At 70.3% G+C, this 22,475-nt stretch carries 17 protein-coding genes and 1 pseudogene; 8 read left to right on the plus strand and 10 right to left on the minus strand.

The features are described 5' to 3' along the window. Positions 1-59 precede the first annotated feature (59 nt). The 4 genes from GA0070607_RS03000 to wecB form a co-directional block, all read right to left on the minus strand. A complete protein-coding gene (locus tag GA0070607_RS03000; RefSeq protein WP_089016791.1) occupies positions 60-1,067 on the minus strand; it encodes an SDR family NAD(P)-dependent oxidoreductase in 1,008 nt (335 codons plus the stop codon). After that, entirely contained in the window at positions 1,064-2,032 is a 969-nt protein-coding gene (locus GA0070607_RS03005) for an NAD-dependent epimerase/dehydratase family protein (protein WP_089016792.1), read from the minus strand. The genes GA0070607_RS03000 and GA0070607_RS03005 overlap by 4 nt, the downstream gene beginning before the upstream one ends. Continuing rightward, positions 2,029-2,784: a sugar phosphate nucleotidyltransferase gene (locus tag GA0070607_RS03010; protein ID WP_231930780.1), complete on the minus strand. Its 756-nt coding sequence runs from the start codon at positions 2,782-2,784 to the stop codon at positions 2,029-2,031. The genes GA0070607_RS03005 and GA0070607_RS03010 overlap by 4 nt, the downstream gene beginning before the upstream one ends. Positions 2,785-2,883: 99 nt before the next feature. Continuing rightward, a complete protein-coding gene (wecB, locus tag GA0070607_RS03015; protein ID WP_089016793.1) occupies positions 2,884-3,972 on the minus strand; it encodes a non-hydrolyzing UDP-N-acetylglucosamine 2-epimerase in 1,089 nt (362 codons plus the stop codon). Between the two features lie 684 nt (positions 3,973-4,656). Between wecB and GA0070607_RS03020 the strand changes: the two genes are divergently transcribed. Further along, entirely contained in the window at positions 4,657-5,565 is a 909-nt protein-coding gene (locus GA0070607_RS03020) for an NAD(+)/NADH kinase (RefSeq protein ID WP_408630887.1), read from the plus strand. Between the two features lie 151 nt (positions 5,566-5,716). On the opposite strand, the gene pgm is transcribed toward GA0070607_RS03020, so the two are convergent. Both pgm and glgC read right to left on the minus strand, forming a co-directional pair. After that, positions 5,717-7,360, minus strand: coding sequence for a phosphoglucomutase (alpha-D-glucose-1,6-bisphosphate-dependent) (gene pgm / locus GA0070607_RS03025; protein ID WP_089016795.1), 1,644 nt, complete (start codon positions 7,358-7,360; stop codon positions 5,717-5,719). A gap of 47 nt (positions 7,361-7,407) precedes the next feature. Then, positions 7,408-8,640, minus strand: coding sequence for a glucose-1-phosphate adenylyltransferase (gene glgC, locus GA0070607_RS03030; RefSeq protein WP_089016796.1), 1,233 nt, complete (start codon positions 8,638-8,640; stop codon positions 7,408-7,410). 72 nt (positions 8,641-8,712) lie between these two features. Here glgC and glgA point away from each other — a divergent pair, with 72 nt between their 5' ends. Further along, complete coding sequence (gene glgA, locus GA0070607_RS03035) at positions 8,713-9,918, plus strand: glycogen synthase (protein ID WP_089016797.1); 1,206 nt, start codon at positions 8,713-8,715, stop codon at positions 9,916-9,918. Positions 9,919-9,945: 27 nt separating this feature from the next. On the opposite strand, the gene GA0070607_RS03040 is transcribed toward glgA, so the two are convergent. Beyond that, positions 9,946-10,890, minus strand: a complete 945-nt coding sequence (locus tag GA0070607_RS03040) for an inositol-3-phosphate synthase (RefSeq protein ID WP_089016798.1) — start codon at positions 10,888-10,890, stop codon at positions 9,946-9,948. A 147-nt stretch (positions 10,891-11,037) separates the two neighbouring features. Here GA0070607_RS03040 and GA0070607_RS03045 point away from each other — a divergent pair. Then, a pseudogene (locus GA0070607_RS03045) lies at positions 11,038-12,238 on the plus strand (DUF222 domain-containing protein). A gap of 197 nt (positions 12,239-12,435) precedes the next feature. Here the strand turns inward: GA0070607_RS03045 and GA0070607_RS03050 are convergent. Together GA0070607_RS03050 and GA0070607_RS33170 are read right to left on the minus strand one after the other, a co-directional pair. Then, complete coding sequence (locus GA0070607_RS03050) at positions 12,436-13,722, minus strand: helix-turn-helix domain-containing protein (protein WP_231930782.1); 1,287 nt, start codon at positions 13,720-13,722, stop codon at positions 12,436-12,438. A 16-nt stretch (positions 13,723-13,738) separates the two neighbouring features. Next, complete coding sequence (locus GA0070607_RS33170; RefSeq protein WP_231930784.1) at positions 13,739-13,936, minus strand: hypothetical protein; 198 nt, start codon at positions 13,934-13,936, stop codon at positions 13,739-13,741. A gap of 419 nt (positions 13,937-14,355) precedes the next feature. Between GA0070607_RS33170 and GA0070607_RS03055 the strand changes: the two genes are divergently transcribed. The 4 genes from GA0070607_RS03055 to glgB all read left to right on the plus strand — a co-directional run bounded on the left by GA0070607_RS03055 (position 14,356) and on the right by glgB (position 19,640). After that, positions 14,356-15,155 (plus strand): IS5 family transposase gene (locus GA0070607_RS03055; protein WP_197701278.1). Its coding sequence is split into 2 segments (ribosomal slippage): positions 14,356-14,692 and positions 14,692-15,155, totalling 801 coding nucleotides; the frame shifts between segments, so codons are not numbered across the junction. Further along, positions 15,125-15,322: a winged helix-turn-helix domain-containing protein gene (locus GA0070607_RS03060; protein ID WP_269458430.1), complete on the plus strand. Its 198-nt coding sequence runs from the start codon at positions 15,125-15,127 to the stop codon at positions 15,320-15,322. The genes GA0070607_RS03055 and GA0070607_RS03060 overlap by 31 nt, the downstream gene beginning before the upstream one ends. Before the next feature lie 152 nt (positions 15,323-15,474). Next, on the plus strand, positions 15,475-17,550 hold the full coding sequence (locus tag GA0070607_RS03065; protein WP_089016800.1) for an alpha-1,4-glucan--maltose-1-phosphate maltosyltransferase: 2,076 nt from the start codon (positions 15,475-15,477) through the stop codon (positions 17,548-17,550). After that, positions 17,538-19,640, plus strand: a complete 2,103-nt coding sequence (gene glgB / locus GA0070607_RS03070) for a 1,4-alpha-glucan branching protein GlgB (protein WP_089016801.1) — start codon at positions 17,538-17,540, stop codon at positions 19,638-19,640. The genes GA0070607_RS03065 and glgB overlap by 13 nt, the downstream gene beginning before the upstream one ends. 4 nt (positions 19,641-19,644) lie before the next feature. Here the strand turns inward: glgB and GA0070607_RS03075 are convergent, their stop codons facing one another. Continuing rightward, the gene (locus GA0070607_RS03075) at positions 19,645-20,721 is read right to left on the minus strand and encodes an App1 family protein (RefSeq protein WP_408630863.1); all 1,077 of its coding nucleotides are present in this window, start codon (positions 20,719-20,721) and stop codon (positions 19,645-19,647) included. Positions 20,722-20,807: 86 nt separating this feature from the next. On the opposite strand from GA0070607_RS03075, the gene GA0070607_RS03080 reads away from it, so the two are divergent. Beyond that, the gene (locus tag GA0070607_RS03080) at positions 20,808-22,433 is read left to right on the plus strand and encodes an ArnT family glycosyltransferase (protein ID WP_408630864.1); all 1,626 of its coding nucleotides are present in this window, start codon (positions 20,808-20,810) and stop codon (positions 22,431-22,433) included. Positions 22,434-22,475: the final 42 nt, after the last annotated feature.

A 22,475-nucleotide genomic window follows, 5' to 3' on the forward strand; every position in this document is an offset into this window, starting at 1 on the left:
TAGTCGGGCGGCGGCAGCGGACGCCGTCCAGGTGGGTGTGAATAGTCAGGCGGACGCGCTCAGACGGCGCGGTCCGGCCGGTACCGGGCGAGGTTTCCGGGCTCGAGGAACCACTCGACCGTCGCCTTGAGCCCGTCGTCGAGGGTGGCGGTGGGCTGCCAACCCGTATGCTCCCGGAGCAGCGTGCTGTCACCCACCAGCCGCTCAACCTCGGATCCCGCAGGCCGCAGCCGGGCCTCAGTCACCACCACCTCCGGGTGGTTGCCGAACATCGCCCCGATCCGTCGGACCAGATCGCCGATGGCTGTCTCGCACCCCGTGGCTGCCTGAAACACCCGGCCCACCACCGCAGAGTCGACAGCAGTTCCGACGGCGATGAAGGCGGCTACGGTGTCCGCCACGTAGAGCAGATCGCGGGTTGTGGTCAACGCACCGAGCTCCACCCCGCCGCGTCCCTTCGCCAACTGACTGATGATCGTCGGGATCACGGCCCGGGTCGACTGCCGGGGCCCGAAGGTGTTGAACGGCCGGAGGGTGACCACCGGCAGCCCGAAGCTGAGGTGGTAGCTCTCCGCCAACTTGTCCGCAGCAATCTTCGTGGCTGCGTACGGTGACTGGCCACGCAGACGGTGGTCCTCGGTCATCGGCACCGTGGTGGCCGTGCCATACACCTCGCTGGTGGAAGTCACCACCACCCGGTCGACTCCGGCCACCCGTGCGCTCTCCAGCACGTTGAGCGTGCCGGTGATGTTGGTGTCCACGTATGACTGGGGTGCCAGGTACGAGTACGGGATCCCACCAAGCGCAGCTAGGTGGTAGACGACTTTAGCCCCGTCCACTAGACGCTGAGTCATGCCGCGATCGCGGACGTCTCCTGCAAGGACCTCGACGTTCGCCAACTGGTCTGGGCTGAGCATGTCCAGCCACCCGTGCGTCCCCGCCCCGTTGTAGTGGACGAGGGCACGCACATGCTGCCCTTCTGCCACGAGAGCTTCCACCAGGTGCGAGCCGATGAATCCTCCGGCGCCCGTCACCACCACCGTGTCACCGGCAGAAACCGTCCTCATGTCAACTGCTCCTCTTTCTGCATGCCTGGCACTGGGGCTTGCATACCGCTGGTACGGCCGGGGCGACTTGGAGAGAGTCCCGCCAGGTCGAGCGCCGCGGCGCTCCAGACGGCTCGAATCGAGTCACTCAGCGCGTGTGCGGGGGTCCAGTCGAGCACGGAGGCTGCGCGGCTGATATCGGCGCGGACCCAGTCAACCGACGCCGTCCGCGGTGACGGGGGCTGGTCCTCCACAATCTGCACCTGCAGGCCGGACGTTTCGATCAGCTGACGTAGCACGTCTCGCACCGATACGGCCCGCCCGCTGGCGATGTTCAGGATGCGAGCTCGGGGTGCCTTGATCGTGACCGCAGCTCGTACCGCCGCCGCCACGTCCCGAACGTCGACGAAGTCGCGATACGCGTCGAGCGGCCCGGTCCGCAAGGAATCGTCGGGGGCGAGCCGGGCGAGCAGCGCCGCCGCCCTCCCGAGCAGCGTCGTCGGTGGAAGACCCGGACCGATCGGGTTGAACACGCGCAGCACGACCGAGTCCACCCGACCGGCGGCCGCCGCCACCTCGATCAGCCGGGTGGCCGTCGCCTGACTGATGCCGTAGTCGCTAACCGGCTTCGTCGTAGCGTCCTCGTCGACCGACGCACCGAACGGTATCGGCCCATACTCGGCGGCCGACCCGAGCCGGACCAGCCGGGCGCGGGGTGCCGTCGCGGCCACCGCGTCCACTAATTTTGCCGCCACGATGGCGTTGCCGAGAAGCAGCTCCGTAGCGGTACCGGAGGTCGCGCCCGCACAGCAAACCACTGCGGCCGGGCGTACGGAGCCGACCAGCTCGCGTAGCTCTCCGAGCGTGCAGGTCGTGAGATCGCAGTCGGTCCTAGAAGGACAGACGACGTCCGCATCGGCCTCGATTGCCCTCCGCACCTGGGTCCCGAGGAAACCGGAGGCACCGAAAATCAGCACACTTGTCATGCCACTGGCGTCGTGCCGACGGGCAGCAGCATGTCCTGCACCTGCGCAAAGGACCGGTTGGCTTCGTCGTAGTCCTCGGGGCGGCCGATATCAAGCCAGTAACCGTCGAATTCGTAGCCTGCCGGCGGGTCGCCCTTCCCCAGCAGGTCCAGCACAAGCTGGTCGAACCCGAAGGGCCGTCCGGGCGGGTAGGACGCGATCGCACTCTTGGAAAGCCCGTAGACCCCCATGCTGACCCGGTACTGAAGGACCGGCTTCTCGGAGAAGGAGATAATCTTGTCGCCTTCTGCTTCCAATACACCGAAGTCGATCTTGACCGTTCGGCGGAATGTAGCGACCGTCAGCGGCGCGCCAGATCGCTGGTGATGGGTGAGCAGACCGGCGTAATCCAGGTTTGTGAGGATGTCGCCGTTCATCACTAGGAAGTGCTCCGGCAGCCTGTCCCGAATACCGAACAGGGGCCCAATAGTGGAGAGCGGCTCGCGCTCTTCAATGTACTCCACCTTGAGGTTGAACCGGGAGCCGTCCCCGACGAACGCACGGATCAGGGAACCGAGATGGTTGATGGCCAACGTCACCTGCGCAAATCCGCACGCCGCCAACTGGTGCAGGATGATCTCAAGGATGGCGTAGCTCTCGCCGATCGGCACAAGTGGCTTCGGAAGTGTCGACGTGTATGGCCGCAGTCGCACCCCCGCACCACCAGCCATGATCACTACATGCATCGACCCTCCGCTCAGCACGCCATCCATCGCCCGTCCAACGACCCCAGCCCGCCAAGGACACGCAAAAAACGCGTTTGTTGGACAAAACAGACGCCTGACGGGCGTCTCATTGCTGGGTGAAGGCACCTAGTGCGTCCCGACGAACCGCTCTATCACCTCGGCGATTCGGGCGCCCGCCCGTCCGTCCCACAGCGGCGGCGTGGGCCAGCCGGCAGCGCGATGCCCTGCCGCCAGCACCCCGCGGACCTCCTCCGCCAGGTTCTCCCTCGTCACCAGACGATTCGTCCCCTGGGTGACCGTCACCGGACGCTCGGTCTCGTCCCGAAGGGTGAGGCATGGTATGCCCAGCATGGTTGTCTCCTCCTGGACGCCGCCCGAGTCCGTCAGAACAGCCTTGGCACCGCGCACCAGGCTGAGGAACTCGACGTAGCCCAACGGATCGGCCACCCGCAGATTCGGATGGAGAAAGAGGCCGGCATCGGCGAGGCTGTTCCGTCCCCGCGGGTGCAGGGGCAGGACGATGTGCGTCTGATCGGCAACCGCATGCAGCGCCTTGACCAACTCGGCGGCATCGCCTGGATTGTCCACATTCGACGGTCTGTGCAGCGTGGCGACCACATACCGCTCCGGCAGTGACAGCTGTGCACGGGCGGCCGCGACGTCGAAACGGTGCAGATTCGCCATCAGCGTGTCGATCATCGGATTTCCGGTGAAGAAGACCCTGTCCGCGTTGATCCCTTCGTTGCCCAGGTTCACCAGTGCATCCGGACTGGTCGCAAACAGCAGGTCCGAGAGCCGATCAGTGACCAGCCTATTGACTTCCTCCGGCATTGATCGGTTGAAGCTACGCAAGCCAGCTTCCACATGCGCGATAGGGATACCTAGCTTGGCAGCGACGAGCGCTGCCGCCACGGTGGAGTTCACATCGCCGTACACCACCACGAGGCCCGGGCGGGCAGTCTGGAACAGGCGCTCCAGCCGGTTCATGATTTCGCCCGTCTGGAAGGCGTGGCTGCCGGAGCCCACCGCCAGGTTCAATTCGGGTTCGGGCAGCCCCAACTGGCGAAAGAAGACCTCGGACATCCGCTCGTCGTAGTGTTGCCCGGTGTGCACCAGTTGCTGTCGTACGTGGCATCCATCGAGCGCTCGGATGACCGGTGCGGCCTTGGGAAAGTTCGGCCGGGCACCGGTGATATGAATAACCTGGACAGACATTTCGCTCCTCAGCTCGCTCCACCCGGCGGGTCCAACCCGCGGCACCAACCACGCCGACGCCCAGCGCCGCAGCAGACCCGGTCCAGAGCACCGGGGTCAGTCGGAAAGACTCAGGCCGGCCCGCGCGACGCATCGTTCAACGAGGTGATCGCGCCGGTCGTTGCGTCAGCGTGAGGAGAGAAACCCCCATACGGCACAACCGTCCCCCAAGATCGGGCCCCGCCCCCGGGCCGGCATCCGGGGGCGCCGATAGAGATCTCGGCGATGGCCGCCTCATCGCGGTCGAAGTCACCAGGAACGCCCGGACGTTGCCGGACGGCCGCCCGGCAGGCTGGACGCCACCGAGCTGTTGTTTCTGCCGGTGGCCAACCCAGAGGGCTAGGACTACAGCCCTACCCCGAGGCAACCGGCTGATTCGTCGTAAGAACCTGCGCGACAACAACGGCGACGGGCAGATCAGCCGCATGACGGCGTCGTCGACTTCAACCGCAACCGCAGCTACAAGCGGGTGGGGGTAGGACAACCAGGGCTTGTCGCCGGAGCCGAGCAGCGAGACCTACCGGAGCCGTTCCCGCCGGCCGCGGCGCGGTGCCCTGCGGGACCTGGTCGACGTACACCGCACGCACGTTCGGTGTACGCCCGGCGCGGCCGCCCCTGATGTGGTGAGCTGTACGGGTGTCGGGTCTGGGTCTCGTACTGCACCCCACCCGGGATGTCACCGAGGTGGTCGGGATCATCGAACGGTGGGCGACGCGCCACCACAAGTCGCTGATGGTGCGCGCGGAGGACAAGCACCGCGTACCGGCCAGCGTCGAGCCCGTTCCGGAGGACGAGGTGGCTGTCCGCGCCGACGCGTTGATCAGCATCGGCGGTGACGGCACGATGCTGGGTGCGCTGCGTTCCGCGGTCCTCGACCCGAAGCCGGTGCTCGGCGTACATCTGGGCCGCTTGGGGTTCCTCGTCGAGGTCGAGCCGCCGGCGCTGCCCGAGGCGCTGAGCCGGCTGCTGTCCAAGGACTTCACAATCGAGTCGCACGCCTGTCTGGCCTGCGACGTGTGCGGTGACGACGTGGTGGCGTTCAACGACATCGCGCTGGTCCGCCAGCCGGGGTCCGGGTTCGTCACCGCCACTCTCGCGGTGGACGGCCAGCAGTACGGCTACTACCGCGCCGATGCGGTGGTGGTCAGCACGCCGACCGGCTCCACGGCGTACAGCTACGCGGCGGGCGGCCCGCTGATCTCCCCGGCGGCGGACGTGGTGGTGGTGACGCCGTCGGCGCCGATGGCGGGCATCTCCCGGGCGGTGGTGCTCTCACCGGACGAGAAGATCCGGCTGGAGCTGGAGCCCAACTCGTCGTCCGTCGTGGTGGAGATGGACGGGTTGGTGTTCCGGGACGCGGCGACCGAGGGTGCCGTGGACATCAGCTACCGCCGCAACGCCGGCCTGGTGGTCCGCTTCGACCCGTTGCGCTATCAGGAACGCAACCAGTTGAAGATGACCCTGCTCGACCTGCCGTTCCTGCCCGAGCAGCTCAGCGAGCTCCTCCCCGATGAGCTGCGGCGGCGCCAGCGGGAGCTGCCGCCACCCTGCTGACCGACCCCAGCCCAGGACCGGCCCCGGGCCGCTCCCCCGCCTGCCCGCAGTTGACCATGAAGTTATTGCCGCCCGACGCGGCGTGTCGTGGCAACAACCTCATGATCAACGCGGAGGGGGCACCAGGGACCGGGCCGGCCGGGGGGTGTGATCAGGTTTGGCTGAGGACTTCGTCGACCAGGGCCTTGGCTTCCTGTTGGATGCGGGACAGGTGCTCGGGGCCCTGGAAGGACTCGGCGTAGATCTTGTAGACGTCCTCGGTGCCGGAGGGCCGGGCGGCGAACCAGCCGGACTTCGTACTGACCTTGAGGCCGCCGATCGCGGCGCCGTTGCCGGGTGCGTTGGTCAACGTCGCGGTGATCCGCTCGCCGGCCAGCTCGGTGGCGGTGACCTGCTCGGGGGTGAGCTTGCCGAGCACGGCCTTCTGCTCCCGGGTGGCCGGGGCGTCGATCCGGGCGTACGCGGGCGCGCCGAACCGCTCGGCCAGCTCTGCCCAGTGCTCGCTCGGGCTGCGCCCGGTGCTGGCCAGGATCTCGGCGGCGAGCAGGCAGAGCAGGAGGCCGTCCTTGTCGGTGGTCCAGGTGGAGCCGTCGCGGCGTAGGAACGACGCGCCGGCGCTCTCCTCGCCGCCGAAGCCGACCGCACCGTCCAGCAGCCCGGGCACGAACCATTTGAAGCCGACCGGCACCTCCAGCAGCGGCCGGCCCAGGTCGGCGGCGACACGGTCGATCATCGACGAGGAGACCAGGGTCTTGCCCACCGCGGCGGCCGGGCCCCAGTCGCCGCGGGTGCGGAACAGGTGGTTGATCGCCACCGCCAGGTAGTGGTTGGGGTTCATCAGGCCGGCGTCCGGGGTGACGATGCCGTGCCGGTCGGCGTCGGCGTCGTTGCCGGTGGAGATCTGGTAGTCGGCGCGGGCGGCGATCAGCGACGCCATAGCGTTCGGCGATGAGCAGTCCATCCGGATCTTGCCGTCGCCGTCCAGCGTCATGAACCGCCAGGTCGGGTCGACCGTCGGGTTGATCACGGTCAGGTCCAGTCGGTGCCGCTCGGCGATCTCGCCCCAGTACGCCACGCTCGCCCCGCCGAGCGGATCCGCGCCGATGCGTACCCCGGCGTCGCGGATGGCGTCGATGTCGATCGCCGTGGGCAGGTCGTCGACGTAGCTGGCGAGGAAGTCGTACTCCCCGGTGGTGTCGGCGGCCCGGGCCCGCGCGTAGGTGATCCGGCGGACCTCCTTGAGCCCGGCGGCGAGGATCGCGTTGGCCCGGTCCTGGATCCAGCGGGTGACGTCGGTGTCGGCCGGCCCGCCGTTTGTGGGGTTGTACTTGAAGCCACCGTCGTCGGGCGGGTTGTGCGAGGGGGTGATGACGATGCCGTCGGCGAGCCCGCTGGTGCGCCCCCGGTTGTGGGTGAGGATCGCGTGCGACAGCGCCGGGGTGGGTGTGTAGCCGTCGCGGCTGTCCACCAGCACGGTGACCCCGTTGGCGGCGAGCACCTCCAGGGCGTCCACGGCGGCCGGCGCGGAGAGCGCGTGGGTGTCCCGGGCGAGGAAGAGTGGGCCGTCCAGGCCCTGCTCCCGCCGGTAGTCGCAGAGAGCCTGGGTGACCGCCAGGATGTGGTCGGAGTTGAAGGCGTTGCGCAGGCTGGAGCCCCGGTGGCCGGAGGTGCCGAAGGAGACCTGCTGCGCCGGGTCCGCTGGGTCCGGATGCTCGGCGTAGTAGGCGGTCACCAGGCGCGGCACGTCGACCAGGTCGGCGGGCTGGGCCGGCTGGCCGGCACGGGGATGGGTCACGGGGGTCTACCTCCTCGGTGCTGGGATCAACGACGGGCGGGCCCGGGTCACAGCTCGACTCTCTGGCCCTTGCCGATCACCACGATGCCGTTGTCCGAGACGGTGTAACGCTGCCGGTCCTTCTCCAGGTCGACGCCGATCTCGGCGCCCTCCGGGACGAACACGTTCTTGTCCAGGATGGCCCGCCGGATCACCGCGTGCCGGCCGATCTCCACACCCTCCATCAGCACCGAACCCTCGACGTGCGCCCAGGAGTGCACCCGCACCTTCGGCGAGACGATCGAGTTTTCCACCAGCGAGCCGGAGATCACCACGCCCGGGGAGACCATCGAGCCGACCGCGCGGCCGACCCGCTCCCCCCACTGGTGTACGAACTTCGCCGGCGGCCACGGCGGCTGCTCCGTGTAGATCGGCCAGTCGAAGTTGTACATGTTGAACACCGGGTGCACGTTGATCAGATCCATGTGCGCGTCGTAGAACGAGTCGAGCGTCCCGACGTCCCGCCAGTAGCCCCGGTCCCGGTCGGTGCTGCCCGGCACCTCGTTGTCCCGGAAGTCGTAGACGTTCGCCTCGCCCCGCTCGACGAGCATCGGGATGATGCTGCCGCCCATGTCGTGCTTGCTGGTCTTGTCCTCCGCGTCGCGCTCGACGGCCTCGCAGAGCGCGCGCGTGGTGAAGACGTAGTTGCCCATCGAGGCGTAGATCTCGTCCGGTGCGTCGGGCAGGCCGACCGCGTCGGTGGGCTTCTCCCGGAACGCCCGGATGCGCCGGCCGTCCTCGCCGACCTCGATGACGCCGAACTGGTCGGCCATCGACAGCGGCTGGCGGATGCCGGCGACGGTCACCGCGGCGCCGGAGGCGATGTGGTCCTCCACCATCTGCCGCGGGTCCATCCGGTAGATGTGGTCGGCGCCGAAGACGATCACGTAGTCGGGCTGCTCGTCGTTGATCAGGTTGAAGCTCTGGTAGATGGCGTCGGCGGAGCCGGCGAACCACCAGGGGCCGCGACGCTGCTGCGCCGGAACGGGCGTGACGTAGTTGCCGAGCAGCGTGGACATCCGCCAGGTCTTGGTGATGTGCCGGTCGAGGGAGTGGGACTTGTACTGGGTCAGCACGACGATCTTGAGATAGCCGGCGTTGGCCAGGTTGGAGAGGACGAAGTCGACCATGCGGTACATCCCGCCGAACGGGACGGCCGGCTTGGCCCGGTCCGTGGTGAGTGGCATCAGGCGCTTGCCCTCCCCACCCGCCAGGACGATCGCGAGCACCTTGGCAGCCATGCCACGACGCTATCCACCCTCGCCGCACTTCACCACTCGTACGGGGAGTCTTCTGCACTAGGGTGCGGGGTCATGACGGAACCCACCCCGCTGCGCGTCGACCTGCTGACCCGGGAGTACCCGCCGGAGGTCTACGGCGGCGCCGGAGTGCACGTCGAGTACCTGGCCCGGGAGTTGCGCGGCCTGGCCGACGTACGGGTGCACTGCTTCGGTCTGCCGCGTACCGAGCCGGGGGTCACCGCGTACACCGAACCGCCCGGCCTGACCGGCGCGAACGCCGCGCTGCGCACGATGGGCGTCGATCTGGAGATGGCCGCCGGCGCGGCCGGCAGTGACGTGGTGCACAGCCACACCTGGTACGCGAACCTGGCCGGGCACACCGCGAAGCTGCTGCACGGGGTGCCGCACGTGGTGACCGCGCACAGCCTGGAACCGCTGCGGCCGTGGAAGGCCGAGCAGCTCGGTGGCGGCTACGCGCTCTCCTCCTGGATCGAGCGCACCGCGATGGAGGCCGCCGACGCCGTGATCGCGGTCAGCGGGGGGATGCGTAACGACGTGCTCACCGCGTACCCGCAGATCGACCCGTCCCGGGTCCGGGTGGTCTACAACGGCATCGACACCATTCAGTACGCCCCGGATCAGGGCACCGACGTGCTGGACCGGCTCGGCATCGACCCGGCCCGACCCAGCGTGGTCTACGTAGGCAGGATCACCCGGCAGAAGGGGCTGCCCTACCTGCTGCGGGCCGCCCGGGAGTTGCCGGCGGACACCCAGCTCGTGCTGCTCGCCGGAGCGCCGGACACCGCCGAGATCGCCGCCGAGGTCCAGGAGCTGGTCGCCGAGCTGCGGGCCAACCGCTCCGGCGTGGTGTGGGTGGCCGAGATGCTGCCCAAGCCCGAGGTGATCCAGGTGCTCACCCACGCCACCGTCTTCGCCTGCCCGTCGGTGTACGAGCCGATGGGCATCGTCAATCTGGAGGCGATGGCCTGCGAGACGGCTGTGGTGGCGACCGCGACCGGCGGCATCCCCGAGGTCGTCGCCGACGACGAGACGGGTCTGCTGGTGCCGATCGAGCAGGCCACCGACGGTTCCGGGACCCCGCTGGACCCGGACCGCTTCGTGGCCGACCTGGCGGCCGCGATCAACACCTTGCTGAGCGACCCGGCGCGTACCGAGCGGTTCGGCCTTGCCGGCCGGCAGCGCGCGGTGCAGCACTTCTCCTGGGATGCCATCGCCCGGCAGACCCTGGATGTCTACCGCTCCGTAGGCGCGGCCTGAGGGGGCGAGCCCTGATCACCGCCGGCCTCAGATCGCCGTCCCCGGCGGCGACTTGAGCAACGACGCCGCCTCGGCGGAATGACCACCACGGCCGTTGCGTAGCGCGCTGGCTGCGATGCGGATCAGGTCGATGTTGACCCCGGCGGCACCACTGGGATCGTGCACCTTCAGCTTCACGTCGAGGCTCACCGCGGTCTCGCCCCAACCCTGCGCCTCAAGGTTGAGGTGAGCCACCTTCTGCGACGCGAGATGCGGCAGGTATCCGAGCGGGGCCACCTCGACCGTGTCAGCCGCCGACAGGGCGTTGAGCTTGGACTGCTTCTTGGTATTGGGGTTCTCGACCAGGTTGCGGAAGTCTTCGGTGCCGCCCAGATTGACCTGGTAGGAACTGACCAGGGTGAGGCCCCGGTCCGCGAGTAGCCGCAGCAGCGCGTCGTGCAGCACCGAGGTGCCGAACTGGCTCGCGAGGTCGTCGCCGAGCAACGGAAGATTGGCCGCTTCGAAGCTGTCCAGCAGCTGCGGATCGCGGGCTACCGGGTCGGAGGTGGTGTTGATGAAGGCGACACCCGCTGTGCGAGCTGCCTCGGCATACGCCTGGGCGGTCGTTGGCCGGCCACTCGGTGCCGAGTAGAGCAGCACCTCCGCCCCCGCCAGCGCCGCCACCACCCGCGCCACCTCGGTCGCGTCGACAAGGCCCTTCGTGACGGGCACACCTGCTCCGGGCAGGTCGCAGTTCAGCCGGGGAAAGTTGTTGGGCGCCAGGAAGATCGCCTCGGTAAGGTCCCGACCGATCTTCTCCTCGGATGTGGCGAATGCCGCCACGACGTCGATGTCGCCCACCCCGAGCCCGTCGATCATCGGCCTGCGGATTCCGACCAGGCTGCCGCTCTGGCGGTACAGAGCAAGCCCCTGCACAAGTGCCGACGTGTTGTTACCGACACCAACGACCGCGACTTTCACCCGTTCGACCATGGCGGCAGGCTACGTCACAGTCGGCTCGGTGATCCGCTTCGACCGGACCGCACGACGAGGCCGGAAAGTGTCGTACAGGTGTTCTAGTCTCCAATCGTGATCGATGCGTTGGAGCAGGCTGAGGCCGCAGTGGTGGCCTGCTTCGACATGCCCGTCTGGGCTGCCAGCGAGCGCGATCTTGTGGCGGCGCTGGAGGCGACGCATCGCCTGGAGCAGCGCGTGGCGGCAGTCAAGGTGACCCTCGTACGCGAGCTGGACGGCCGCGGCACCGCGACCGCGCAGGGCGCGTCCTCCACAGCCGTGTGGCTACGGGACCGGCTACGCCTCGGCGTCGGCGCCGCCCGCCGCCTGGTCGAGCTGGCCGCGAGCCTCGACGCCGCCCCGCCCCGGCGTGCGGGACGCGCTGGCCGGCGGAGCGGTCGACGTGGAGCAGGTCCGGGTCATCGCCGATACGGTCGAGATCGTCCACGCCACCGCCGGCACGGAGGCCGCCGACAAGGCTGTCGGCGTCCTCGTCGAATGGGCGGCGCAGTTCGACGCCGCCCTGCTCCGCAAGCTCGGCACCCGGATCCTCGACCACGTCGCCCCAGACCTCGCCGACGCCGCCGCCGAGGCGGCGCTGCGGGCGCAGGAGTCGCGCGCCGTCCGGGACCGACACCTCACCATCAACGAGCAGACCGACGGCCGACTACGCCTCAGCGGCATCCTCGACACCGAAACCGCCGCCGCGCTGCGTGCCGCCATCGACCCGCTCACCTCGCCCACTGGCCTCGACGACGCCCGCACCCCCGGGCAACGCCGCCACGACGCTCTGGCCGACGTGTGCCGGCTCGCCCTTCGTACCGGTGAGCTACCCGGGAACGGTGGCGACCTCGCCCAGGTCGTCGTCACCACCAGCTACGACGAGTTGACCCGCCAGTTGGGCACCGGCGTTCTCGACATCGGCCCGCACCTCACGCCCGAGGCCGTGCGCCGCTTGGCCTGCGACGCGAGCATCCTGCCCGCCGCGCTCGGCAGCACCGGCCAGGTCCTCGACGTGGGTAGGCAACGCCGCCTCATCAGCGGTCCGCTGCGACGCGCCCTGGTGCTGCGCGACCGGGGCTGCGCGTTTCCCGGCTGCGACCGCCCACCGCGCTGGTGCGAGGGCCACCACATCCGGCACTGGGCCGACAGCGGCGACACCAGCCTCGACAACGCGGTGCTGCTCTGCGGCCACCACCACCGACACCTGCACCACGGCGACTGGGCCGTCCGGCTCGGCGGCGACGGCCACCCCGAATTCGTGCCACCCGCCTGGCTCGACCCCGACCAACTCCCCCGCCGCAACCACTACCACCGACGCAGATAGCCAACGACGGGTTGCCCGCTGCCCGGCCGGTCGGTGTCCGCCGGTCCGTGACCGCTGTCCGCTGTCCGCTGTCCGCCGCTGGAGTGTGTGTGGTGTCGACCTGCCACCTTTGTGGGCGCTCGGCTCCGGTCCCTGCCGGGCTGCCCAAACGCGGCGCAGACAATGCGGGGCAGCCTGACACGTGGGACGGAGGTGCGTCACGTGGCGTGGAGGGTGGCAGCGAGCTGGGCCAGGCCGGACGGCGCGTCGGCGGACCGCCACACGACCGCGACCAGTTTCCGTACCGCAGGCCGGTCGTGCACCTCACTGCGGGCGGTGCGTTCCGCGTCGAGGACCGTCTGGCCCGCGCGGCGCATGTCGCCGGCCAGGGCATACGCGCGGGCCACATCAAGGAGGTACGCGGCCCGGTGCTCGGGCGGCAGCCACCGCCACTCGTCGCCGGCCACCAGCCGCTCATGCCGGGCCGTCGCCGTGGTGACGTCGCCGAGGGCCGCGTCGGCAACCACCCAGGCCGCCTCAACCGCCGCCCGGCCGAAACCCCCGACACCAATGACCGCACCGCCCGAGACCGCACCCCCACAGCCCGCACCCCTACAGCCCGCACCGCCAGGGCCTGCACCGCCAGAGCCAGGGTCAGCGGCAACGGCAGCGACAGCCGCACGGGCAGCGGTGCCGTCCGCGCCGAGGTCTCGCGCGATCTTCGCGGCCTGGTCGCATGACTGGCGGGCGAGGCGTTCGTCTCCCCCGCCTGCGGCGGCGAGGGCTGCCTGAAGGAACAGCGTCCCGCGCAGCGCCACGCTGGCCCCGGAGCAATCATGCGCACCGATGCGGTCAGCGGCGACGAGCGCGGCGTCCAGGGCGGACCGCCGTCGACCACGGGACCGCAGGGCCTGACTCAGGGACACGGTAGCGACGGCGGCCACCTGCGGATCGCGGTTCGCCAGGGCGACGGTCATCCCACGGTCGGCGGCCAGCCAGGCCAACTCCCCCTGGTCGACCTTGACCAGCACCAGCGCGATGAGCGCGTACACCGACACGAGCAGCGCGTCCGTCGCGCCCGGGCGAGCGGCGTGCGCTTCGCGGGCGGCGTCGAGCAGGCCGGGCAGCAGTGCCAGCAACGCCGGGTACCGGGCATGCCGATAACTCTGCTCGGCATGCTCCAGCCGGGCCCGCAACTCCTCGACCAGCGGCGGCCGGTCCGCGCCCGACAGGTCGTACCGGGCCAGCGCCGTCCGGATCCCGTCCACCCCCGCGGCGACCGGAGTCGGCCGCACGGGCCGGGCCGCCAGCAGGACCTCCACATCGATGCGCAACGTCTCGGCGACCTCCCGGAGGTTGGACACCCGCTCCAACCGGCGTACCCCACGCTCGACCTTGTCCACCCAACTCTTCGACTTACCGAGCCGGTCGGCGAACTGCTGCTGCGTCATGTTCCTGCGTACCCGCCACTGCGCGACCCGGCGACCCACCGGCAGCTCGTTCACCGCCGGCCCGTCGCGCTCACCGCAGGACCCCAACCACGAGCAGCACGAGTACGACCACCGCGATCGCGATGCCGTAGGTGTACTGCCGCCGGGTGAGCGGCGCCCGCGTCGGCGAGGGCGGACCGGGCACCCGATCCCCATCCGGCTGCGGAGGCCGCGCCCCGGCAACGGGGTACGCGGGCGGCAGCGGCCCGTCCGGCAAACGCTCGTCCACCTGTGCCTCCTCGCGGCGCGACGAAATGGTGAGTGATGGAGGTAGTGGGTGCTGGGAGTGATCGGTGATGGGGGATGCGGGTCAGGGGCGGGATGACACGGGAAACCACCCCGCCTGCGATGAGGCACTCCGCTGCTGACGAGAGGACCTCCTACACCATCCAACTTAGGACCCTAAGTAGCCAGAGTCAACACAGGGTCCAGACTGTGTCGCGCGTGGTGAGACTCTGTACAGGCTGACGAGAGGTGGTCCCACCATGCCCCGCAAGCCTGTCTACGAGCAGGTCGTCGATGACATCACGACGTCAATCCGAAGCGGCACCCTTAGAGCTCCTAACAGAATGACCTAGGGGCCGTCCGTCCTTATCGGATGGTCGACTAGAGTGCTCGGCCGTGAGGAGAGGTGACCAGCCGCCGTGGATCGTCTCGGACGACCTGTGGGCTGAGATCGAGCCGCTGCTGCCGCCCCGTCCACCACGCCGGCACCGGTTCCCCGGACGCAAGCCCCTCGACGACCGCAAGGTGTTGTGCGGGATCTTGTTCGTGCTCTACACGGCGATCCCGTGGGAGTACCTGCCCCAGGAGCTCGGCTTCGGGTCGGGGATGACCTGTTGGCGCAGGCTGCGGGACTGGAACGACGCCGGCGTGTGGCAACGGCTGCATGAGGTCCTCCTGGGCAAACTACGGGCCGCCGATCAACTGGACATGTCGCGGGCGGTGATCGACGGCTCCCACGTCCGGGCGCTCAAGGGCGGCCCAAAACCGGCCCGAGCCCGGTCGACCGCCGCAAGCCAGGCTCGAAACACCACGTCATCACCGATGCGGGTGGCATCCCCCTCGCTGTCAGCCTGACCGGCGGCAACCGCCACGACGTCACCCAACTGATGCCCCTGGTCGAGAAGATCCCGCCCCTGCGAGGCATTCGAGGTCGACCCCGACAAAGACCGAAGCGGATCTATGCAGACCGCGGCTACGACTACGACTGCTACCGCCGCGATCTGCGGGCCAAGGGCATCACCCCGGTCATCGCCCGACGCGGCGTCGACCACGGCTCTGGCCTCGGCACCCGACGATGGGTCGTCGAGCAGACCATCGCCCTGCTGCACTGGTTCCGCCGCCTGCGCATCCGCTGGGAGATCCGCGACGACATCCACGAAGCCTTCCTCACCCTCGCCTGCGCCATCATCTGCTGGCGCCGACTCCAACGCTCAAAGAGTTAGGAGTTCTTAAGCCCGGCGACAAGTTGCCGACCATCGCTGAACTCGCCCGCCAGTACAACTCGTCGGACAACCCGATCAAGCGGGCTCTGTGGATCTTGGATGAGCGGGGTTGGATCGAGGTGCACCAGGGCAAGGGCTCGTTCGTGGCCCCGAAGCCGCCCGCCTGACGTCGTTGCGGCCTCTCGCCCGGCCTAGATCGACACGGGTTTCAGGAAACCGCCGCATCCGGAAACCGCCGCATCCGGGTCGCCTCGATACGGGAGCGGCACCTGGTGTGCTTGGCCGCGCGCGAACGGATCTCGCGCAGTAGGTTGGCGGGGTGACTGGACGGTTCCCGATCGAAGACGTCTCCCCCGTCGTCTCGTGCGGGCGGTACCCGGCCAAGGCGGTGGTCGACGAGCCCGTTCCGGTGTCGGCGCGCGCCTACCGGGAGGGGCACGACGCGCTCGGCTGCAACGTGGTGTGGTCCGGCCCGGACGGCACCACCAGGCCGTTCACCCGGATGCGCCCCGGTGAGCCCGGCCAGGACCGCTGGCATGCCGTCCTCCGTCCGGACGCCGTCGGCTCCTGGACCTTTCATGTCGAGGCGTTCCAGGACCCGTACCTGACCTGGCAGAACGCGGTGACCAAGAAGATCGCCGCCGGGCAGGGGCCGGAGGACCTGGCCAACGACCTGGCCGAGGGCGAGCGGGTGCTCGCCGCCGCCCGGGCCCTGGTGCCGACCGCCGACCGGGCCCGGGTCGCCGCGGCGCTCACCGCGCTGGTCGACACCGACCTGACCCTGCCGCAGCGGGTCGACCCGGCGCTGGCCCTGGCCGACCTGCTCTGGGCCCACCCGGTGCGCGAGCTGGTCACCGCCGGTGAGACGTACTCTCTCTGGGTTGACCGCAAGCGGGCCCTCTACTCCGCCTGGTACGAGTTCTTCCCCCGCTCGGAAGGGGCGACGAACGGTCGGTCCGGCACCTTCGCCACCGCCACCGAGCGGCTGCCCGGTGTCGCCGCGATGGGCTTCGACGTGCTCTACCTGCCGCCGATCCACCCGATCGGCCGGGTCAACCGCAAGGGCCGCAACAACGCGCTCACCGCTGGGCCCGACGACGTGGGCTCGCCGTGGGCGATCGGCGCCGCCGAGGGCGGCCACGACGCCATCCACCCCGATCTGGGTACGCCGGCAGACTTCCGGGCCTTTCTCGACGCCGCGGCGGCGCAGGGCCTGGAGGTGGCGATGGACCTGGCGTTGCAGTGCGCGCCGGACCACCCGTGGGTCACCGAGCACCCGGAGTGGTTCACCACCCGGGCCGACGGCAGCATCGCGTACGCGGAGAACCCGCCGAAGAAGTACCAGGACATCTACCCGGTCAACTTCGACAACGATCCCGAGGGCATCCGGACCGAGGTGCTGCGGGTGGTGCTGCACTGGGTCGGCGAGGGCGTCCGGATCTTCCGGGTGGACAACCCGCACACCAAGCCCTTCGACTTCTGGCACTGGCTGATCGCCGAGGTCAAGGCGGTCGACCCGGACGTGCTGTTCCTGGCCGAGGCGTTCACCCGGCCGGCCATCATGCACGGCCTTGGCAAGATCGGCTTCACCCAGTCGTACACCTACTTCACCTGGCGCACGACGGCGGCCGAGATGCGGGAGTACTGCCAGGAGCTGCTCGCGGCGGCCGACTACATGCGGCCCAACTTCTGGCCGAACACCCCGGACATCCTGCACGAGTCGTTGCAGCACGGCGGCCCGCCGATGTTCAAGATCCGGGCGGTGCTGGCCGCGCTGCTCTCCCCGTCCTGGGGCATGTACGCCGGCTTCGAGCTGTTCGAGCACGTGGCCCGCCCCGGCGCCGAGGAGTACCTGGACAACGAGAAGTACGAGCTGCGCCCCCGGGACTGGGCCGGCGCCGAGGCGCAGGGCCGCTCGCTGGCCCCGTTCATCGCCACCCTCAACCGGGTACGCCGGAACAACCCGGCCCTGCACCAGCTACGCAACCTGCGCTTCCACGAGATCGACAACCCGGCGCTGCTCTGCTGGTCCAAACACGACCCGGAGACCGGCAACACGGTCATCGTGATCTGCTCGTTCGACCCGCGTGCCGTGCAGTGGGGCAACACCACGCTGGACATGCCGGCGCTCGGCTTCGACTGGCACGAGCGGTTCACCGTGCACGACGAGCTCACCGGCACCAGCTACGACTGGGGACAGCGCAACGCGGTCCGGCTCGACCCGTACCTGCAACCGGCGCACGTGCTGACCGTGCGCCGACCCACCCCGCCCGGCGCGCCGGCGCCCGTCGCCACGGTCCCGGCCACCCTCACGGTCGCGGACGTTCCCGCCGACCTCTCCGGCGGCACCGCGCCGACCGCTCCCGCCCCGAAGGATCCTCGATGGACCAGCTGATCACCGGCGTGACGCACGACCCGCACGCGCTGCTCGGCGCGCACCCCGCCGACGGGCGGACCACCATCCGCACGCTGCGCCGGGGCGCGGGCGACGCCGCGGTCCTGGTCGACGGTGACCGGCACCCGATGAAGCGGGTGCACGACGCGGGCGTGTTCGAGACGGTGCTGCCCGGCGAGGTCCTCGACTACCGGGTGGAGGTCGACGGGGCGACCCACGACGACCCGTACCGCTACCCACCCACCCTCGGGGAGCTGGACCTGCACCTCATCGGTGAGGGCCGGCACGAGCGGCTGTGGGAGGCGCTCGGCGCCCGGGTCTTCGACGAGGGGGTGGCGTTCACCGTCTGGGCGCCCAACGCCCACGGCGTGCGGGTGGTCGGCGACTTCACCGGCTGGTCGCCGGACGACGGCTGGCCGATGCGCTCGCTCGGCTCCAGCGGGGTGTGGGAGCTGTTCGTCCCCAACGCCCGGGTGGGGTCCCGCTACAAGTACCGGGTCCTCGGCGCCGATGGGCAGTGGCGGGACAAGGCCGACCCCCTCGCCGCGTACGCCGAGGTGCCGCCCGCCACCGCCTCGGTGGTGCACCACTCGACGTACCGGTGGTCCGACGCCGACTGGCTGGCCCGGCGGGCCGAGCGGCGGCCGCACCAGGAGCCGATGAGCGTCTACGAGGTGCACCTCGGCTCGTGGCGGCCCGGGCTGGGCTACCGCGAGCTGGCCGAGCAGCTCACCGCGTACGTCACCGAGCTGGGCTTCACCCACGTGGAGTTCCTGCCGGTGATGGAGCACCCGTTCGGCGGTTCCTGGGGCTACCAGGTGACCGGCTACTACGCGCCGACCTCCCGGTTCGGCGACCCGGACGAGTTCCGGCACCTCGTCGACCAGCTGCACGCCGCCGGCGTCGGCGTGATCCTGGACTGGGTGCCCGCGCACTTCCCCAAGGACGAGTGGGCCCTCGCGCGCTTCGACGGCACCCCGCTCTACGAGCACCCCGACCCGCGGCGCGGCGAACACCCCGACTGGGGCACGTACGTCTTCGACTTCGGCCGGCGCGAGGTACGCAACTTCCTGGTCGCCAACGCGCTCTACTGGTGCGACCAGTTCCACGTCGACGGGCTCCGGGTGGACGCCGTCGCCTCGATGCTCTACCTGGACTACTCCCGCAAGGACGGCGAGTGGGCCCCCAACCAGTACGGCGGCCGGGAGAACCTGGAGGCCCTCGCGTTCATGCAGGAGGTGAACGCGACCGTCTACAAGCACCACGCCGGCGTGGTGATGATCGCCGAGGAGTCCACCGCCTGGCCCGGGGTGACCCGATCCACCGCGGAGGGCGGGCTGGGCTTCGGATTCAAGTGGAACATGGGCTGGATGCACGACACCCTGCTCTACACCTCGAAGGACCCGATCTACCGCCAGCACCACCACCATCAGCTCACCTTCTCCCTGGCGTACGCCTGGAGCGAGAACTACGTGCTGCCGATCAGCCACGACGAGGTGGTGCACGGCAAGGGCTCACTCGCCGGCAAGATGCCCGGCGACACCTGGCAGCGGCTGGCCAACGTCCGGGCGCTGCTGGCGTACATGTGGGCGCACCCGGGCAAGCAGCTGCTCTTCATGGGCTCGGAGCTGGCCGACGACCGGGAGTGGAGCGAGGAGCGCGGCCTCGACTGGTACCTGCTGCACGACCCGGCCCGGGCCGGAGTGCAGCGCCTGGTCGGCGACCTCAACCGGATCTACCGCGACACCCCGGCGCTCTGGGCGCAGGACACCGAACCGGCCGGCTTCCGTTGGATCGCCGGCGACGACGTCGCCAACAACACAGTGTCGTTCGTCCGGATCGCCCCGGACGGCTCGACGCTGGTCTGCCTGGCGAACTTCTCCGCCCAGCCGCTGCACGACTACCGGATCGGGCTACCGGCCGGCGGCACCTGGGCCGAGGTGCTCAACACCGACGCCCGCCACTACGGCGGCTCCGGGGTGGGCAACCTGGGCGCTGTGCACGCCGAGGACGTGCCCTGGCACGGCATGGTCGCCTCCGCGGCCCTGCAGATCCCCCCGCTCGGCGTCGTCTGGCTCCGCCAGGAGTAGGGGGTCAGACCAGGCCGGCGTCGCGCAGCAGTTGCCACAGGCCGGCGCCATCCGGCGCGGAGAGCCACTTCTGCCCCACCGGCCCCGACGACGGGCGACCCGCCGGCGCGGGCAGGCTACCGGCCAGCACCGACTGGGTCGGGGAGAGCCGGCGGATCGCCACCCCGGCGACGTTCTCCGGGTGGGCGGCGGCGAACTCCCGGTAGATCTCCTGGTCATGCTGGCCGTCGTCGCCGACCAGCAGCCAGCGCACCTCGGGAAACTCCCGCGCCAGCCGGGCCAGGGTGACCCGCTTGTGCTCCCGGCCGCTACGGAACCAGCGGTCCGCGGTCGGACCCCAGTCGGTGAGCAGCAACGGCCCGGCCGGGTAGAGATGCCGGGACAGGAACCGGGTCAGCGTCGGCGCCACGTTCCACGCGCCGGTGGAGAGGTAGAAGACCGGCGCGCCGGGGTGCGCGGTGACCAGCCGCTCGTAGAGCACCGCCATGCCGGGCACGGCGGCCCGGGCGTGCTCGTCGAGCACGAACGTGTTCCACGCGGCCAGCAGCGGCCGGGGCAGCGCGGTCACCATCACCGTGTCGTCGATGTCGGAGAGGATGCCGAACCGAACCTCCGGGTCGAGGATGCGCACCGGCGCGTCGACCGGCTCGGCGTCCGGCACGCTGAGCCGGACCGAGCCCCACCCGGGCGGCAGATCGGCCTCGACCAGCGTGTCGACGAAGCCGCTGCGGTCGGCCCGCGCCTCGCAGCGCACCCCACCGGCCTCGATGGTCACCGTGACGTGCTTCGCGGGCAGGGTGGTGAAACTGCGCCACCCGCGGACCTTGTCCAGCCGGCCCCGCTGACGGGTGTCTGGACGACCCAGCAGCACCCGGCACATCACCCGCACCCAGCCCGGTGAGCCGTAGCCGGTGTACGCGATGATGTTGACTCGCCAGCCGGTGCGCCGCAGCCGACGCTCCACGAGCTGGTGCACGGCGTCCTCGATCCGCGCGGCCCGGTGCAGGTTCGGAACGGCCAGCTGGCCGGCGGGAGTGGGTGGCACCCGCCAACCCTGCCACAGGTGGACGGCCACGGCCATGCGAGCGACGCCGCCTCCCGCGAACCACAGCGGCCGGCCCGCCGTCCGTGAAACACTCCGGTCGGGACGACGACGGGGGCGTGGTCGTGTCGAATCCAGATCCAGAGCAGCACCGTGGGCGATGGCGTCCACGACTCGACCGGCCGGCGCTCGTCGCGCTGTTGCTCGGGCTGGCCGGCGTCGGGTATCGGCTGGTCCTGACGCTGTACACCGTGCCGGTGTCGAACAGCGACGAGGCCACGTTCGGTCTCGCCGCGCTGCACATCGCGCAGGGCCGCGAACGACCGGTCTTCCTCTACGGCCAGCACTACATGGGAATGCTGGAGTCCTATCTCGCCGCGCCGCTGGTCGCGCTGACCGGGCCGAGCTGGCCGGTGCTGCGGCTGCCGATGCTCGCGCTGTACGCCGTCTTCCTCTACCTGATCCACCGGCTGACCCGTCGGCTCTGCGCGCCGTGGTTCGCCGCCTTCGTCGTCGGCCTGCTGGCCCTCGGACCGGAGCGGGTGGTGCGTGACCAGCTCACCGTCGTCGGCGGACGGCCCGAGGTGAAGCCGGCGGTGCTGCTGATGCTGCTGATCACCGTGGGGCTGGCGGCCGGCACGGTGCACCACCGACGGCTCGCCGTCGGCCTGTTCGGCCTGCTCGTCGGGCTGGCCGCCTGGTCGGACTGGCTGATCCTGCCGTACCTGGCGGTGGCCGGACTGGCCCTGGTGTGGGCGGTACGGCGGGAGCTCGTCGGCTGGTCCGGTCTGCTGCTGGTGGCGGGATTCGTGGTCGGGGTGGCGCCGATGATCTATGACAACCTGCGGGCGCCTCCCGGTGCCGACTCGCTCTCGGTGTTCCGGGAGGTCAGCACCAAGGCTGGCCCGTTGCCGCCGTGGTCCGAGCGGATCCGGGGCGGCCTGCTGGAGGGGGTGCCGCTGGCGCACGGGCTCTGCCCGGTGGACGGCTGCGGTCGCTGGCAGCAGTGGTTCGGGCTGCTCTATCCGGTGCTGCTGGTGGTCGCCGCGGTGCTCGCGGTACTCGCGTACCGCCGGGCCGCCGGGGCGTCCCGCGGGGAGCGGGCCCGGCCCGTGGTGCAGCTCGCGCTTGTCGTCGGCGCCGCGTTGACCCTGCTGTCGTACGTGCGCACCCCGCTCGCCGCGACCAGCCCCCTGGACAACGCCCGGTACCTGTCGGTGCTGCAACTGTCGCTGCCGGCGGTGCTCTGGCCGCTCTGGGTGGCCGCCGTCGCCTGCTGGCGGGGCACGGTCGGCGCGCTCGGCCGGCTCACCGGCGCGCTGGCCACCGCCGTGCTGGCCGCGTTGACCGCGACCACGCTGGTGATCACCGTGCTCTTCGCGACCACCGGCGTCGGGGCGTCGCGAACCGAGGAGCGCCACGCCCGGGAGCTGGCTGGCGCGCTGCGCGCCAACGGCCCCCACGAGGTGTACGGGGACTACTGGACCTGCAATCGGCTGATCTTCAACACTGACGAGACGGTGATCTGCGGTGTGCTCGACGGCGACCTGTCCCCCGGGCAGAACCGCTACCTGCCGTACTGGCGACAGGTCGGCCGGGCCGAGCGACCGGGCTACGTGGTGGAGGCCGGCTCGCCGATGGACCGGCGGCTGCGCCGGCTGCTCGCCGACCGGCCCGACGCGGCGCCGGTTCGCGAGGTCGGCGGCTATCGCGTGTACCACCCCGACACCCCGGTCCGGCCCTGGCGGTAGCCGCGGGTCGTACGCTGGCCGGGCCGCCGCCGTCCGCCCGTC

This window comes from Micromonospora coriariae, assembly GCF_900091455.1.
Lineage (GTDB): Bacteria > Actinomycetota > Actinomycetes > Mycobacteriales > Micromonosporaceae > Micromonospora > Micromonospora coriariae.

Coding starts and splice junctions, on each gene's coding strand:
- glgB (WP_089016801.1), top strand. CDS start 17,538: ATGGACCAGCTGATCACCGGCGTGACGCACGACCCGCACGCGCTGCTC.
- wecB (WP_089016793.1), bottom strand. CDS start 3,972: ATGTCTGTCCAGGTTATTCATATCACCGGTGCCCGGCCGAACTTTCCC.
- glgA (WP_089016797.1), top strand. CDS start 8,713: ATGACGGAACCCACCCCGCTGCGCGTCGACCTGCTGACCCGGGAGTAC.
- GA0070607_RS03040 (WP_089016798.1), bottom strand. CDS start 10,890: ATGGTCGAACGGGTGAAAGTCGCGGTCGTTGGTGTCGGTAACAACACG.
- GA0070607_RS03005 (WP_089016792.1), bottom strand. CDS start 2,032: ATGACAAGTGTGCTGATTTTCGGTGCCTCCGGTTTCCTCGGGACCCAG.
- GA0070607_RS03010 (WP_231930780.1), bottom strand. CDS start 2,784: ATGGATGGCGTGCTGAGCGGAGGGTCGATGCATGTAGTGATCATGGCT.
- GA0070607_RS03000 (WP_089016791.1), bottom strand. CDS start 1,067: ATGAGGACGGTTTCTGCCGGTGACACGGTGGTGGTGACGGGCGCCGGA.
- GA0070607_RS03075 (WP_408630863.1), bottom strand. CDS start 20,721: ATGGCCGTGGCCGTCCACCTGTGGCAGGGTTGGCGGGTGCCACCCACT.
- glgC (WP_089016796.1), bottom strand. CDS start 8,640: ATGGCTGCCAAGGTGCTCGCGATCGTCCTGGCGGGTGGGGAGGGCAAG.